This is a genomic window from Streptomyces sp. NPDC045998 (genome assembly GCF_056430285.1).
In genome coordinates, this window is sequence record NZ_JBWKLJ010000003.1 from 828,062 (window position 1) to 842,702 (window position 14,641).

Consider the following 14,641-nt stretch of genomic DNA (forward strand, 5'->3'; position numbering starts at 1 on the left):
CCCGCCTTCGTCGAGGGGTCCGTTTCACCGGGGGTTCCTTCCCGTGCGGGCGGCACGCGCTCTGCGGGGCAGGTAGACCAGCGCCTCCGTCCCCGCGAACCGCAGGACGAAGGTGGTCAGCAGCGCGAGGGCGGTGGCGGGCAGCGCCGACAGGTGGAGCTGCCCGACGAACAGGGCGATCAGCGGGATGCGCACGACGAGGTCGGCGTTGGCGAGCAGCGCGAAGCGGCCGACGCGGTCGGCCCAGTGGCGGTGGTGGCGGCGGTCGCGGAAGAGCAGCACCTCGATGAGGAGGAAGTTCCAGGCGACGCCGAACTGGTTGGCGAGGATCTCGGCCGGGAGGTAGTGCACCCCGAGGCCGGTCAGGACGTACAGGGCGGCGAGGTTCGGTACGAAGCCGGTGAGGCCGATCAGTCCGAAGGCGGCCATGCGCGCGAGCGGCGACGCGGTGCGCAGCTCGACGAGGTGGCGCAGGAAGCGCAGGCCCTCCTTCGCCGTGGACTTGGACTCGCCGGCGTACCGCTCCTCGAAGACGAACGGCACCTCGGCGACCCCGGCCGGCCGGCACCGTACGGCCAGCTCCAGCAGGATCTTGTAGCCGAGGGGCTTGAGGGCGTCCGCGGTCACCGCGGAGCGCCGGATGGCGAAGAAGCCGCTCATCGGGTCGCTGAGGGAGCCGAGGGCGCGCGGGAACAGGCCCTTGGCGACCCAGGTGGCCGCGCGGGAGACGGCGACGCGGTAGCCGCCCGCCAGCCCGGCGCGGCTGCCGCCCGGGAGGTAGCGGCTGGCGACGACCAGGTCGGCGGCCTCCTTCTCGCCGGTGGCGAGGAGGTCGGGGACGAGCGCGGGCGGGTGCTGGAGGTCGGCGTCCATGACGACGACCCAGTCGGCGGTGGCGGCCCTGAGGCCCTCGACGACGGCGCCGCCGAGGCCGCCGTCGGGCGTGTCGCGGTGGAGGACGGTGACGGGGAACGGGCAGTCCCGGGCGGCGTCGGCGATCACGGCGGGGGTGTCGTCGGTGGAGTCGTCGACGAAGACGACCTCGCACGGGACGCGGTGGGGCACGGCGTCGGCGATGCGGCGCAGCAGCTCCCGTACGTTCCCCGCTTCGTTGAAGGTGGGGATGACGACGGTGACGGCTCCCGGCTCGGGTACGTCCCCGGCGACCGGGGCGACGTGCTCGGCGCCGGTGGGCTGGATGGTCAAGAGGCCTCCGCTCCGGTGATCTTCCGGATCTCGATCCGCTCCTCGCCCTCGCCGAAGGTGGCGACCGGCGTCGAATGCTCCAGCGCCGCCTTGACGTTGGGCAGGTCACGCGCGTCGCGCCGTACGGTCGGGGAGGCGACGACGTAGTCCAGGTCCCGCCAGCCGCCGGGCAGGGTCTTCGTCACCGCCGGGTCGAGGTCGGCCTTGTAGAACCAGATGGCGCCGAGCCCCGGTTCGTACCCGGCGTGCACCAGGTCGAGCCAGAGCGCGTCGTCGACCAGCACGCGCGTGCGCGCCGGGTCCGGGACCTCGTGGGAGAGCCAGGAGGCGGCCGCCCGGTAGGGGGCGTTGGCGTCGGCGGTCATGGCGGTGCGGTCGCCGTCGTACCAGCGCGGGACGACGTACACCGCGGCGGCCGCCGCCAGCAGGACGGCGGCCGTCCGGCGCGCGGGGACCAGCCCCGGCAGCGGGCGGCCCTTGCGCAGGACGGCGTGGGCGACGCTCGCCGCTCCCCCGGCGAGCACCAGGGCGAGGAAGGGCAGCGCCTGGATGACGTACATGGCGGGCAGGTAGCCGGAGGGGCGCATCGCGACGATCGCCAGGATGGCGACGGCGAGGGCCGGTCCGGCCAGCGCCCGCGCGGTGACCGACCAGCGGAGGGTGACCAGGAGCAGCGCGGCGCCGGCGAGGCCGCCGAGCGGCAGGACCCGGTCGTAGTAGAGCCAGCTTTCGAGGACGCCGTGGGAGCCGGTGCCCTCGGTGAGGATGAAGCCGGAGCCGGGGCGGCTCATCTGGTACGTGATGCCCTCCCACAGCGACACGTGCCCGGCACCGGGCAGCAGCTCGCCCTTGAGGAGCGCGAACAGCGGGTACGTGAGGCCGATCAGCGCGCAGGCCGTGACGGCGCCGGTGACGGCGAACTTGCGGGTGTCGCGGTGGCTGTGCCGCCACATCGTCACCAGCAGCGCCGGCAGGACGACGAGCATCGTCTCCTTGGTGAGGACGCCGACGGCGGCGGCGAGGCCGGCCCCGAAGTGGTGCCAGAGGTGGCGGTTGGGCGAGGCGGCCAGGCAGAACGCCAGCAGCGTCCACATCACGGCGAGGTTGTCGAGGAAGATCTCCCGCTGGAGGACGACGGAGAGCGGGGAGAGCCCGAACAGCGCCATGGCGAGGCCCGCCGCCCAGCGCGGCAGCCACAGGCGGCGCGCCAGCACGTACAGCATCACGGCGGACGCGGCGGCGATCAGCAGCATCGCGAAGCGCATGGAGGCGACCGTCATCGACTCGGGCGCCAGGAGCGACGGTATCCACGTCAGGGCGGCTATCTGCATCCAGCCGAGCGGCGGGTGGTCGTACCAGTACGTGTAGTGGGCGAGGCCGTGGCCCTTCTGCACGGCCCAGGCCTGGGCGAGGTAGGTGCCCTCGTCGTCGCTGAGGGTGGGGTAGTGCTGGATGTTCCAGCCCTGGACGAGCAGGATCGCGGCGAGCAGGACGCCGCACAGGACCAGGTCGGGGCGCGAGCCGCGGAAGCGGACGACGGGCCGGGTGACGAGCCGTCTCTTGTCGGGCGGCGCCGGGGCGGCCGCCTGCGGGGCGGCGGCGGCGTGCGGTGCGGGCAGGGTCGCGGTCATCGGGTGGCCTCCTCTCGGACGAGGTGGGCGCCGACGTGGCTGGTGAGCTCCCATTCGTTGCGGCCGCGCTGTTCGCGCCAGACAGCGCGGACGGCCGCGCCCGCCAGCAGCAGCTGGTAGAAGGGCCCGCCGACGATGAGCTTCAGGTAGTGGACCAACCGCACGCGCAGCCCGTACTGGCGGCCGAAGTCGTGCAGTCCGACGATCTCGAAGACGAACGTCACCAGGGCGGTGATCATCGGCAGGAAGGTGATGAAGGCGATCCCGACGGGCACGTCGAGGAAGAGGGCGACCGCGGCGTTGAGCGGGATGATGACGCCCGTGAAGGCCTGCATGAACGGGGTCATGAGGGTGTAGCGGGCGAGCATCCGCTGGCCCAGGGTGGGCAGTTGGCGCCAGTCCTTCTTGCGGTAGACCTGGAGGAAGCCCTGGTTCCACCGGGTGCGCTGCTTGAGCAGGCTCACCAGGGTGCCGGGGGTCTCCTCGCGGGTGACCAGGTCGGCGTCGTACGCGACGACGACCTTCTTGCCCGTGCTGGAGAGGCGTACGCCCAGGTCGCAGTCCTCGGCGAGGCAGTCCTGGTCCCAGCCTCCGGCCTCCCGCAGCACGTCGGTGCGGACGAAGACGGTGTTGCCGCCGAGCGGGATGAAGCCCTTGGCGGCGTGCAGGTGGAGGCGGGAGCGGAACCAGAAGAAGTACTCCAGGCAGTTGCGCAGGGAGTACCAGCTGGAGTGGAAGTTGATCAGCTGGACGCCGCCCTGGACGACGTCGGCGCCGGTGGCGGTGAAGGCGTGGTCCACGTGGGCGAGCAGCTCGGGGTGGACCTGGTCCTCGGCGTCGAAGACTCCGACGACGTCGCCCCGGCAGTACGGCAGGGCGGTGTTGAGCGCCTTCGGCTTGTTCTTGGTCTCGTGGGTGTCGACCACGACGCGTACGCGCCCGGGGTCGCGGGCGGCGGCGCGCTCGGCGACCTCGGCGGTCTCCGGGTCGTCGTGGCCGACTATCACGATGATCTCGAAGTCGCGGTGGCTGGACTCCCGGAGCCGGTCGATGGTGTGCTCCAGGACGAGCTGTTCGTGCCGGGCGGGCAGCAACAGCGAGAAGGACAGGCCCTGTTGGCCGTCCGGGCGGGCGAATCGGGTGGCGGCGAGCGTCTCCGGCGTACGCCAGGCGTGCATCTGCCACCAGAGTGTGAACGCGGCCATCCAGAACAACGCCAGTGAAACGGCAGCGACGAACAGCGATAGGAGCACGGAAGGTCCCCCCTCGGACCTGCCGCGGTGACGCGGGCGCGTGGTCAGGTACGGCGCGCGCCACCGCGACGGTGGTCGATCCCCGGATCGAAAAGCAGCTTTTCGGGGCGGATCGCGGCAGGACCCCCCTGGCCGTCGACGCCCATGCGCGACGTCCGCACACGCCCTCCCCAGAACGCGTGCGGAGTCTCCTCAACTCCTCGTGCAGACGAGAATAGAGGCCGGGACCGACACTCAGGGGCTATCCCGATAAAAACATTGTTTCCGTCGTCAGTTGGACAGTTTCCGACCGAGTTCGGCCACGTCCGTGGTAGGCGCGTCGCAGACGAAGTGGCGGCACACATACGCCGCGGGCCGCCCGTCGATCAGCGGACGGTCCCTGAGCAGCGGGAACTCGTCCCCGGCGCCCGGCCGCCCGAAGGCCACCACGGCCCCCGGCGCGGTGCCGAGCAGCGCCGCGCGGTGCAGCGCCCGGGCCTCCTCCGCGACGTCCGGCCCGCCGACGACCGCGACCTCGCGCGGCCCGTCGAGCACCGCCTCGGCGACCGCCAGCCCCCAGCCGATGAAGCGCGGCGCGCGCGGCCCGAGCGCCTTCACCACGCCGAGGGCCTGCTCGGCGGCGGTCCGGTGGGCCTCGGAACCGGTGTGGGCGGCGTACGCGAGCAGGGCCCCGGCGGCGGCGGTCCAGCCGGAGGGGGCGGCGTTGTCGGTGGGGTCCTGCGGGCGGCGGATGAGCCGCTCGGCGTCATGGGCCGTGTCGTACAGCTCACCGCCCTCGCCGGTGAACCGGTCCAGCACGATGTCGAGCAGGAACCCGGCGAACTCCAGCCACACGCCCTCGCCGGTGACCGCGGCCAGGGTGAGGAATCCTTCCGCCACGTCGCCGTAGTCCTCCAGGACACCGGCGTTGGCGCCCACATGTCCGTCCTTGGAGGTACGCGCGAGCCGCGCCGAGCCGTCCATGTGGAGGCGTACGAGGAGGTCGGCGGCCTCCGTGGCCCGCTCGACCAGGTCGGGCCGGTCGAAGAAGGCCCCGGTCTCGGCGAGCGCGGCGATGGCGAGCCCGTTCCAGGCGGCCACGATCTTGTCGTCCCGGCCGGGGCGGGGCCGCCGGTCGCGTGCGTCGAACAGCCGCCGCCGGATGTCCTCGATGTGCTCGGCGTCGGCGACTCCGGCGTCCTGCGGCAGCTGCAGCACCGAGGAGCCGTGCTCGAAGGTGCCCTCCTCGGTGACGCCGAAGTACCGCGCGGCGTGGGCGGCGTCCTCCTCGCCCAGCACCTCGCGCAGCTGCTCGGGCGTCCACACGTAGTACGCGCCCTCGACGACCTTGCCGCTTCCGTCGTCGCTGTCCGCGTCGAGCGCCGAGGCGAAGCCGCCCTCGGCGGTGCGCAGTTCGCGCACCATGAAGTCGGCCGTCTCCAGCGCCACCCGGCGGGCCAGGTCACTGCCGGTGGCCCGCCACAGGTGCGCGTACACCCGACACAAAAGCGCATTATCATACAACATTTTCTCAAAATGGGGCACAACCCACTCGCGGTCCACCGAGTAGCGGGCGAACCCGCCCCCGAGCTGGTCGTAGATCCCGCCGCGTGCCATGGCCTCGCACGTGTGGACCGCCATCTCCAGCGCGCCCTCCGCGCCGGTCCGCGCGTGGTGCCGCAGCAGGAACTCGACCACCATGGACGGCGGGAACTTCGGCGCCCCGCCGAACCCGCCGTGCTTCGCGTCGTAGTCCCGGGTCAGCCCCAGCAGCGCCTGCGCCAGCTCCTGCTCCCCCGGCACCCCGGCCCCGCCGAACGCGAGCGACCGGCCGGCCAGCTCGCGCACGATGTTGCCCGCGACCTCCCCGACCTCCTCGCGCCGGTCCGACCACGCGACCCGTACTCCTTCGAGGACCTGGAGGAAGGACGGCATGCCGTGCCGGGGCTCGGGCGGGAAGTACGTACCGAAGTAGAAGGGCTCCGCGTCGGGCGTCAGGAACACCGTCATGGGCCACCCGCCCTGCCCGGTGGCGGCCTGCACCGCCTCCATGTACACGGCGTCGACGTCCGGCCGCTCCTCGCGGTCGACCTTGACGGGCACGAAGTGCTCGTTGAGGTAGGCGGCGGTGGCGTCGTCCTCGAACGATTCGTGCGCCATGACATGACACCAGTGGCACGACGAGTAACCGACCGACAGCAGGACGGGTACGCCGCGTTCGCGGGCCTCGGCGAACGCCGCGTCCGACCAGGGCCACCAGTCGACCGGGTTGTCGGCGTGCTGGAGGAGGTACGGGGACGTCTCATGTGCGAGTCGGTTGGCCATGCCTCCATCCTGCCCTGCGCAGCCGGCTCGCGCGGGACCCCGTTCCCGCCGTCGCTCGGAGCAGGGGCCGCTACGCCCGGCCGAGGCGGGTGAACACGGCCCGGCGGGCCCATCCCGTCCGGCGCAGGCCCGCCCAGACACACCAGGCGGCGATGCCCAGCGCGACCAGGGCCGCACCGGGCGCGGACGGCATCTCCGCCATCGCGAGGACGCCGACCAGCACGACGACGAGTCCGTCGAACTGCCAGACGAAGACCCGGAGCCCGGAGAGGTCGCCCAGGGGCGTGATGACGGGCAGCAGCAGCTCGATCGGCAGGTTCATCTTCATCTCGCGCAGGAACCTGGCACCGAGCACGAGCACCACCGTCCCCGCGGCGAACAGCAGCGCGTCGAGCGGCCCGCCACCCGCGAACGGCCACCGGACCATGGCCGCGACACCGCCGGCGAGGCCCACCGTGGCCACCACCGCGACGACCGGCCAGGCCAGGGTGCGGGCGAGCAGCCCGCCCCACCACTCGCCGTACAACGGGGCCAGCGTCAGCTCGTCGCGCAGTCCGCGCCAGGACTCGCCGACCCACCCGGACCCCCAGTACACGGCGACCGGGCCGGCCACCAGGGAAAACGTCGCCAGTCCGCCGTCCGGCTCCGTGACGCCGAGCGTCAGCAGGGCACCGCCGGTCAGCAGGAACGCCCCGGCCGCGAGGGCGCGACCCCGGGTGCGGAGGGCGCGGACCGCCCCCTGCGCGAGGTGGCCGCGCAGGCGCCCGTCCGGACGCACCAGGACCGACGTGAGCCCGCGCGGCTGCGGGCGGTAGAGGTCGAGCGCGTGGTGGAGCGTGCCGGTCCAGGCGAAGGTCTGGGCCTCGGCGGCACGCGCCGATTCGCGTGCGAGCCGGGCGAGGTCGACCGTGCGGACGGCCCGGAAGGCGGACCGCCCGAGCACCGGCGCCGAGACCGCCAGCACACCGGCGACGAGCCACAGGCCGCCCCCGCCCAGGACGGCGGACCGGCCGAGCAGCGCGACGACGACGGCTGCGGCGGCCACGGCGGAGGCGAGCAGGAGGTTGTCGCGCACCGTACGGATCTGGCCCCACAGCCAGGCCACGGCGGCGACGGCGCCGATGCCCACCGCGACGGACACGCCCTGCGGCAGCAGCGCGGTTCCCCGGTGGTCGAACAGGTCGGTCACGAGGAACGCCGCCGTGCACACCGTCAGCAGCGTGCCGAGTCCCGCGTACAGCAGCCGGCGGCGGGCGATCGGGCCGAGGTAGTGCGTCGGGGACAGGTCCGTCGACATGAACACGTGCAGCAGGAACGGTTTGAGCACCAGGGGCCCCCAGAACCGCCCGGTGAGCTGGGCGCCCCAGACCACCGCGGCCGCGACCACGCAGGCCACCGGCGTCGCCGCCTGGGAGGACCCCAGCGGAACCAGCGGCTGCGAGGTGCTCACCAGGTAGACGACCGGCGCCACGTAGACGGAGGCGAGGATGACGGTGAGGTAGATGGTGTACGCCCAGTCGTGCGCCGTGGGGCGGTCACCGCGGCGGGCGTACCGGTGCCGTACGGCGTGGACGCGGGCCTTGGGGTCGGCCTCCACCGCCGTGATGCTGTCCGTCGTCATCCCAGCTCCATGACGCCGTCGCAGGCGTCCACCATGGCGGCCTCGTGGGTGGCGACCAGGAAGGACGTCCCCTGCTCCGCGCGTTCGGCGAGCAGCGTGGCGACGAGATCGACGCGGTCGGTGTCGAGGTGCCTCTCGGGCTCGTCGAGCAGGATCACGTCGGCGGGGCGGACCAGGGTCAGCGCGAGGTTGAAGAGCTGCAGCTGACCGGAGGAGAGCTGCGAGGGGAACCGCTCGCCCAGAGGGGTGAGGCCCAGGTGCCCGATGACCTCTTCGGCGCGCTCCGCGGTCGTCGTGGTGTTGCCGTGCCAGGAGGCGGCCACCAGCGTCACCTGCTCGCGCAGTGTCATGTCGCGCGCGACGGGCACCGGATCGACGAGCGAGGCGACGATCCGCCGGTGCCGGGGCTTGGCCAGGTCGACGGTCTCGCCCTGCACGCGGACGGCACCGTCCGTCAGCCGCCGGCTCCCCAGGAAGGCCCGCAGGAGGGTCGTCTTCCCGGAGCCGTTGCTGCCGGTGAGACACCAGAACTCGCCCGGCATCACCGCGAACGTCGTCGGCGCCAGCAGCGTGGTTCCGTCCAGGACGACCGTGGCGCCCTCGGCCTCGATCGCGGGCACATTGCTCACTGCGGCTCCAGAACGACCAGCATCTCCCGAGAGCGCGCCCCGTAAGGCTCCCCCGCGTACGAACCGTTGACGTCCGCGACCTGCAGACCTGCGATCCGTGCCATCAGCCGGATCTCCGCGAGCGTAGCCCAGGTGGCCTGCTCGTGGAACGCGGTCAGTGTCGACGCGCTCTGGACGATGAAGACGCTCAGGACCTGCTGGGCGGCGCGGTCCGCCGTCTGCGTCACCGTCACCATGTGCTCGCGGCCCAGCGGGTAGGTGACCGAACGCGCGTCGCCGCCCGCCTGCTGGAACTCGGCGGGGTCGGTGCAGTCGAGGAAGGCCGCGCCTCCCGGTTTCAGGTGCCGGGCGATGACGCGCAGCAGGTCGATCTTCTCCTCCTGCGTCTGGGCGAGGAAGAAGGTGTTCCGCGACAGGGTGATGACGTCGAACGCGGAGTCGAACCGGAGGTCCCGGAAGTCGCCCTGCACCGCTTCGACGTCGCGGTCCAGGCGTCGGCCCTCGAGGACGTCCAGCGACGGCCGTGAGGCGTCGACCGCCGTGACGCGCGCACCGGCCTCGGCGAGCGCGAACGAGGACACGCCCGTGCCGCACCCCAGGTCCAGGACGGTACGGCCGGCCAGGGGCCGGTGCGACGACACCCAGGCGGCGAGCCCGGCCCCGGGGGAGAGCATCGAGGACACCAGGTCGTAGGCCTCGATCGCCGCCTCGTCGTACACGCTCGGGTCACTCACCGGGACGACCTTCCTTCAGCATTGCGTTGGCCACGGCGAGGGCACCCGGCAGGTTGAAACCCACCTCGGCCGTCGACCGGTTGCTCGCGCGTACGCCGGTCACCCGCGGGGCGAACGCGACGTTCGGGCGGAGCTCGAGGGTCCGCACATGGCTCTCGACGATCTCGTTGGAACCCGGGAACGTGTCCGCGATGACGATGGGCGCATCGGTCACCTGCAGCATCAGGAGGGCGGGTGAGTCCGCGCGCCCCTGCGCCAGGCGCATGACGGTGTCCAGGGTGGCGGGGAAGACGAGGAAGCACTCGGAGGCGCCGCTCCTCCCGGAGTTGACCTCGGGCGGCGTCTCCTCGTCGTCCCACGCGTCGATCCACACCTTGCCGTTGGCCAGGTGGCGGAGGGACCGGACCGCCAGGAACCGCGACGCGGCGCGTGTCACCGACACGTTGACGACCAGGTCCGGATGGAGCTCCCGCAGCCAGTGGATCCACCACGGCACGAGCGCCGCGCTGATGGAACCCGTGATGTGGACGTGGAGCTCCGCGCCCTCGAACCTCTCCACGTTCACCCGGCGGCTCCCGCCGTGCGGGCGGCGGTGCCGAGGGGGATCCACTCGGAGGTGAGGATCGGCTTCATCCGGTGCTCCGGCGGCGCGCTGGGGAACACGTTCATCAGCAGGAACTGCAGGGCCTGCGCGTCGTCGGCCACCGCGGCCCGGCTCGCCGCGAGCACCAGGTCGTACGGCAGGCTCTGGGTGACCCAGGCGAAGTCGGCCTGGTTCGCGCTCATGACGGACAGCTGCTGCATGGCGTCGAACAGCGCCTTGGGGCCGCGGCTCCGCGGGTTGTACAGCACCTGTGTCCATCCGTGCGGGACCACCGGGGTCACGTCACGCCACGGCGTCGGACCGTCGCCGGTGGTCTCACGGACCAGCAGGTGCACGTTCTGCACGCCCGGGTTCGGCGCGAAGAACCTCCATCCGGGGATGGGCCAGCCGCCCGTGAACTTGCGCAGGTCCTGGTTGTAGGAGTCGGGCGTGTTCTGCAGGACGGTGGCGACCAGGTGCACCGCGAGCGCCCCCACGGCGCAGGAGGCCGCCACGCCCTTGATCCGGTCAGCAAGCATCCATGAACCTTCTGATAGCGCCTTCGACCTTCTCGGCGTGCTTCCGGTATCCGATGATCGACCGGTGCGCGGAGCCGTGCACCACCTCGAACTTCGCTCCGAGCTTCTCGGCCAGCACCGCCTGTTGGTCGGCGTACTCGTCCGAGGCGACGACCAGGACCGATGCGACGGACCCGAGACGGGAGACGGCGTCGTCGGTCCGCATGCCCCGGTACTCGCGGACCGAGTTGACGATGTTCCTCGGTGTGAACACGAACTGCACGTGGCTGTACTGGGTGTCGGGCGTGTATCCCGCCTGCCGTTCCACCGCGTTGGGCGCCCACTCGTAGATCCCTGTCACGGCGGCGACGAGGGTGTAGAGCTGGGCCTGGAGGAACTTGCCGAGCCGCCTGCGGTCCGTACGGTCCTCCTCCAGGAGCACCGGGTCGGTGCCGTCGACGACCACCAGCTTGCCGACGCGGTCGGCGAAGCGCTCGTCGCGCACGTAGGAGGCCGCGCTCAGCGAACCGATGGAGTGGGTGACCACCACGATCTCCCCCTCGGCCCCGACCTCGTCGAGCACGGCGGCCAGGAGGTCCCCGCTCTCCGCACGCGACGTCGTGAGGCCGTATCCGGGCCGGTGGTAGCGGATGACCGTGTGCTGCTGCGCCAGGCCCTCCGCGACCCACTCCCAGGACTCGAGGGACTGCCCCAGGCCGCACTCGAGGATGATCACCGTGCCGGAGGCGGACCCGTCCGCGGGGCGGTGCACCCGGTACTCGACGACGCCGTCCGCATGGGGGAGCCGTGCGGCGCCCTTGGGGCCGAGCCGCCGCTGCTCGGCGATCCGGCGCTTCTCGCGCGCGATCAGCGCGCTCGCGAGGGTGACGCCGCCGGCGATGCCCAGCACGGTCTTCTCGAAGGTCCGGCGCGCGCCGCGGGTGTCCAGGACGTAGCCGACCGCTCCGTGGGAGCCGAAGAAGCCCCACACGAAGCGCGGCAGCTCCATGGTCGCCGCCACGCCGACGTGGAAGGCCTTGACCGCCGAGAGGGCGTGGGAGGCCTGCTTGCGCGGCAACAGGTAGATGAGCGGGAAGGCCGCCTCCCAGACCACCGTGCCGACGGTCAGCGCCCGGCAGAGCCGGGGGTACCTGCGCAGGAGGGCCGCGGCGGGCCCCCGGCCGTAGGCCTCCGTCTGCAGGACTTCGAGCAGGGCGTCGCCCTGGACCCAGCTGCTCCCGAAGGCCTTGGCGACGCCCGAGACCACGTAGCTGAGCCCGGCCTGGAAGTTGACCGCCCGCAGGAAGAGGTCGTCGGAGACCTGCCGGTCGGGGATCAGCGCCGTGAGGGCGCGGTACTGCGTGATGACGGCCGTCATCTGGTCCGCACCGTCCCGTCCGTACGGGGTGCGGATCTCGTTCAGCCGGTTGCACGTTCCGATGACCGTCGCCGCGGCGATCTGCGCCTTCCTGTTGCCACGGGCGAGCACCAGGCCCGCCGAGGCCGCGAGGGTCACTCCCGCGAGCACCCTGGGGGTACGCGGATGGTCGAGGACGCGGCCGATCCGGTGCCGCAGACTGCCTGGCGGATACTGCTGGGCCGAGGTGCCCCGGAGAAATCCGTCGTCTTCGAATTCCTCGCGGAGAAACAGCGTTTCCGCCGCCGCGAGGATTTGCCCGACCGCTATCGGCAGAAGTACGCGGTCAGCCGCTTTCTGGGCGGCATTCGCATGTGAGGCACGCCGCCTCCGCCGCTTCCATCTCACCGGATTCTTCGTCTCCCCCATCGCACATCTGGCCATCATCACGAACGCGCGGAAACCGAACGCGCGGAAACCGAATGCCGGGGAAACCCACATGACGCGGGTTTCCCCGATACCCGGATCAGTTATCCGTCAGCAGACGAGGCAGATGGTGCTGCCCTGGATGACGAACTGAGCAGCGGTCGGGGTGGCCGGCGTGGCCATGACGGGCGTCTCGCAGTCCGCGTGGAAGCCGGGCGCCGCACCGCTGAGGACGGTGTTCGCGAAATCCTGCGCAGCCAGCGCCTCAGGGCGGATGGCAGCGGAATCCGAGCGCGTGATGGTCATTTCAGATCGCACTTCACTAACCTTTCGTCGGTGGTCATTCGAGCGAATGGTCTCGGTGTGCCGAACGTTGAACCCCCGTCGTCCACTCCGAGTGAGCGGGCTGCACAACATCTGCAACTCGATCTTGTGGCGACTATAAACAGCCCCGTAAGAACGCGTCAAGCAGCATTGACCTCCAAGCACCTTACACATCGGCGAAGTCGACGTGTCTCAAAATCAACCGCGCTTTTCGGCCACTGACAGAAAACCGCGCACTGACGCGACGCCGGAATTAATTGTTCCGCTGCCGCGGGCGCAACTTATCGACCCACTGTCGCCGCCGCAATGCACTCCGTACACACAAGCCGGCATCGCATGCGACGGCGTCCGCGGGGAGAAGCCCCCGGGCACGCCGCAGGGCCGCCCCGTCCTGCGGAGCGGCCCTGCGGCGGAGCCGGATGGTTACTCGGCGCCCTTGGGCGCCGACTGCGCGGTCGCCGGCTCCGGGGCTTCCTCGAAGTTCACCTTGCCCATGTGGCGGTTCATCGACTTCATCAGCATCCACACGGCCAGGGCCATGACGGCGAAGACGATGAAGCCGAGGACGCCCGGAGTGACCTTGTTCTTGTCGAACTCCTGGGCGGCGATCGGGACGAGCTGGGTCAGTGCCTGGTGTGCGCTCATGTCAGACATTGTCCCGGATGCCCGCGAAGAGGTCGTCCTCGGGGAGGGAGGTGTCGACCAGGGACTTGGCGAGCTCGTAGTCCTCGGTCGGCCAGACCTCCTTCTGGATCTCCATCGGCACGCGGAACCAGCCGCCGTCCGGGTCGATCTGGGTGGCGTGGGCGATCAGCGCCTTGTCGCGGGTCTCGAAGAAGTCGGCGCACGGCACGTGCGTGGTCAGCGTCCGCTCGACGCGCTCGAACTCCTTCCAGCGCTCCAGCCACTCGCCGTACGGCGACTCCAGGCCGCGGGCGAGGAGCGCCTCGTGGAGCGCGACCGTGCGCGGCCGGTTGAAGCCCTGGTTGTAGTAGACCTTCAGGGGCTGCCAGACCGGGCCGAACTCCTGCTCCGGGTACTTCTCGGCGTCGGCCGCACCCTCGAAGGCCACCATCGTGATCTTGTGGGTCATGATGTGGTCGGGGTGCGGGTAGCCGCCGTTCTCGTCGTACGTCGTGATGACCTGCGGCCGGAAGGCGCGGATGGACTTCACCAGGCGGCCGGCCGCCTTGTCGACGTCCTCCAGGGCGAAGCAGCCCTGCGGCAGCGGCGGCAGCGGGTCACCCTCGGGCAGGCCGGAGTCGACGAAGCCGAGCCACTCCTGGCGGACGCCGAGGATCTCGCGGGCCTCGTCCATCTCCTTGCGGCGCACCTCGTGGATGTTCGCCTCGATGTACGCGTCGCCCTGGAGCTTCGGATTGAGGATGGAGCCGCGCTCGCCACCCGTGCACGTGACGACCAGCACGTCCACCCCCTCGGACACATACTTGGCCATCGTGGCCGCGCCCTTGCTCGACTCGTCGTCGGGGTGGGCGTGAACGGCCATCAGTCGCAGCTGCTCGGTCAAGACTCGATCCTCGATGAATAGTCGGCGTGGGGCGGCTTCTATAGTGACGGAATCGGGGCACGGAAAATTCCGTCGTCCGGCGTACGAGAGGACCGATCATGAGCGCGGTGCGCGAAGGGCTCCCCGAAGGCCGTTACGGCCGCTCGGCGGACGAGCGCGCCGACCGCCGGCTCAAGGTCCTCGGCGCGGTGCTGGGCGCCGTGCTGCTCGCCGTGGTCGGCTGGTTCGGCTACGACTACGTCGCGGGCCAGAAGGTCAGCGCCGAGGTGATCAAGTTCGACCTCTCCGCGGAGGACCGGGTCGCGGTCCACCTGGAGGTCCGCAAGGAGCGGGACGCCCGGGGTTACTGCACGCTGCGGGCCCTCGCGGAGGACGGCGGCGAGGTGGGCCGCAAGGAGGTCCGCTTCGACGGGGCCGCCACGCGGATCGACGAGGTCGTCACGGTGCGTACGACGGCGAAGGCGACCAGCGCCCAGTTGCTCGGCTGTACCTCCGAGTAGGAGCGGGCGGCCCGGGGTAGGCGCCTC

At 71.4% G+C, this 14,641-nt stretch carries 15 protein-coding genes; 2 read left to right on the plus strand and 13 right to left on the minus strand.

Annotation, left to right across the window (positions count from 1 at the left end):
* Nucleotides 1-24 precede the first annotated feature (24 nt).
* The 10 genes from AC07FJ_RS12750 to AC07FJ_RS12795 form a co-directional block, all read right to left on the minus strand.
* Nucleotides 25-1,206 carry a glycosyltransferase gene (locus AC07FJ_RS12750; RefSeq protein ID WP_479048176.1) on the minus strand — a complete coding sequence of 394 codons (1,182 nt, stop codon included), beginning with the start codon at nt 1,204-1,206 and terminating at the stop codon, nt 25-27.
* Nucleotides 1,203-2,837, minus strand: coding sequence for an ArnT family glycosyltransferase (locus AC07FJ_RS12755; RefSeq protein ID WP_479048178.1), 1,635 nt, complete (start codon nt 2,835-2,837; stop codon nt 1,203-1,205). The genes AC07FJ_RS12750 and AC07FJ_RS12755 overlap by 4 nt, the downstream gene beginning before the upstream one ends.
* Nucleotides 2,834-4,042 carry a glycosyltransferase gene (locus AC07FJ_RS12760; protein WP_479048180.1) on the minus strand — a complete coding sequence of 403 codons (1,209 nt, stop codon included), beginning with the start codon at nt 4,040-4,042 and terminating at the stop codon, nt 2,834-2,836. The genes AC07FJ_RS12755 and AC07FJ_RS12760 overlap by 4 nt, the downstream gene beginning before the upstream one ends.
* A gap of 318 nt (nt 4,043-4,360) precedes the next feature.
* Nucleotides 4,361-6,394 (minus strand): thioredoxin domain-containing protein, encoded by a 2,034-nt coding sequence (locus AC07FJ_RS12765; RefSeq protein WP_479048182.1) that lies wholly within the window; start codon nt 6,392-6,394, stop codon nt 4,361-4,363.
* A gap of 70 nt (nt 6,395-6,464) precedes the next feature.
* Nucleotides 6,465-8,015 carry a hypothetical protein gene (locus tag AC07FJ_RS12770; protein ID WP_479048185.1) on the minus strand — a complete coding sequence of 517 codons (1,551 nt, stop codon included), beginning with the start codon at nt 8,013-8,015 and terminating at the stop codon, nt 6,465-6,467.
* Nucleotides 8,012-8,644 (minus strand): ABC transporter ATP-binding protein, encoded by a 633-nt coding sequence (locus tag AC07FJ_RS12775; protein WP_479048187.1) that lies wholly within the window; start codon nt 8,642-8,644, stop codon nt 8,012-8,014. Before AC07FJ_RS12775 ends, AC07FJ_RS12770 begins: the two co-directional genes overlap by 4 nt.
* Entirely contained in the window at nt 8,641-9,378 is a 738-nt protein-coding gene (locus AC07FJ_RS12780) for a class I SAM-dependent methyltransferase (protein WP_361427888.1), read from the minus strand. The genes AC07FJ_RS12775 and AC07FJ_RS12780 overlap by 4 nt, the downstream gene beginning before the upstream one ends.
* On the minus strand, nt 9,371-9,943 hold the full coding sequence (locus AC07FJ_RS12785) for a CypD family RiPP peptide-cysteine decarboxylase (RefSeq protein ID WP_479048189.1): 573 nt from the start codon (nt 9,941-9,943) through the stop codon (nt 9,371-9,373). Before AC07FJ_RS12785 ends, AC07FJ_RS12780 begins: the two co-directional genes overlap by 8 nt.
* Entirely contained in the window at nt 9,940-10,500 is a 561-nt protein-coding gene (locus AC07FJ_RS12790) for an amidohydrolase family protein (RefSeq protein WP_361427892.1), read from the minus strand. The genes AC07FJ_RS12785 and AC07FJ_RS12790 overlap by 4 nt, the downstream gene beginning before the upstream one ends.
* Nucleotides 10,490-11,995, minus strand: a complete 1,506-nt coding sequence (locus AC07FJ_RS12795; protein WP_479048192.1) for an alpha/beta fold hydrolase — start codon at nt 11,993-11,995, stop codon at nt 10,490-10,492. The genes AC07FJ_RS12790 and AC07FJ_RS12795 overlap by 11 nt, the downstream gene beginning before the upstream one ends.
* A gap of 27 nt (nt 11,996-12,022) precedes the next feature.
* Between AC07FJ_RS12795 and AC07FJ_RS12800 the strand changes: the two genes are divergently transcribed.
* A complete protein-coding gene (locus AC07FJ_RS12800) occupies nt 12,023-12,214 on the plus strand; it encodes a hypothetical protein (RefSeq protein WP_479048195.1) in 192 nt (63 codons plus the stop codon).
* 159 nt (nt 12,215-12,373) lie between these two features.
* On the opposite strand, the gene AC07FJ_RS12805 is transcribed toward AC07FJ_RS12800, so the two are convergent.
* From AC07FJ_RS12805 to mca, 3 genes are all read right to left on the minus strand, one after another.
* On the minus strand, nt 12,374-12,568 hold the full coding sequence (locus AC07FJ_RS12805) for a cypemycin family RiPP (protein ID WP_479048197.1): 195 nt from the start codon (nt 12,566-12,568) through the stop codon (nt 12,374-12,376).
* A gap of 441 nt (nt 12,569-13,009) precedes the next feature.
* Nucleotides 13,010-13,240: a hypothetical protein gene (locus AC07FJ_RS12810; RefSeq protein ID WP_479048200.1), complete on the minus strand. Its 231-nt coding sequence runs from the start codon at nt 13,238-13,240 to the stop codon at nt 13,010-13,012.
* Nucleotides 13,233-14,114: a mycothiol conjugate amidase Mca gene (mca, locus tag AC07FJ_RS12815; RefSeq protein WP_479048201.1), complete on the minus strand. Its 882-nt coding sequence runs from the start codon at nt 14,112-14,114 to the stop codon at nt 13,233-13,235. The genes AC07FJ_RS12810 and mca overlap by 8 nt, the downstream gene beginning before the upstream one ends.
* Before the next feature lie 98 nt (nt 14,115-14,212).
* On the opposite strand from mca, the gene AC07FJ_RS12820 reads away from it, so the two are divergent.
* The gene (locus tag AC07FJ_RS12820; RefSeq protein ID WP_361427904.1) at nt 14,213-14,614 is read left to right on the plus strand and encodes a DUF4307 domain-containing protein; all 402 of its coding nucleotides are present in this window, start codon (nt 14,213-14,215) and stop codon (nt 14,612-14,614) included.
* The last annotated feature ends 27 nt before the right edge of the window (nt 14,615-14,641 follow it).